This is a genomic window from Rhizobium sp. SVR5-9E (assembly GCF_056755095.1).
The window spans coordinates 1-271 of sequence record NZ_JBNDHS010000418.1 but is presented as its reverse complement, the minus strand read 5'-3'; the positions used below and the strand labels follow the sequence as shown (position 1 = coordinate 271).

Here is a 271-nt window from a genome sequence, read left to right as displayed (position 1 = left end):
CTCTAATATAAGCACCCCTTCCAATTTCGGATTTGCCACCATGCCTTCGGGGACTTTCTTTGCCGATAAATTTGCAGGATTTAAAATTTCACAGAGCCTTCCTTTCAGATTCAAAACATTGGGTAAAAGATATTCAGATATCGAATTGGAATATCAGTCGGCCATCGGTGATTTTAAAAATCCAGGAGATCATCAGTTTCAGTTCCGTGCACTGGATCATTATTACCAGGAAGCCGGACTGATGTGGAACAGATTTTTAGGGACCAGATTC

At 41.0% G+C, this 271-nt stretch carries 1 protein-coding gene; it reads left to right on the top strand.

Going from position 1 to position 271, the window contains the following annotated elements; genetic code table 11:
- Window positions 1-271: hypothetical protein (locus ACPYOJ_RS35440; protein ID WP_481420400.1), on the top strand; the 271-nt coding region annotated here is incomplete at both ends.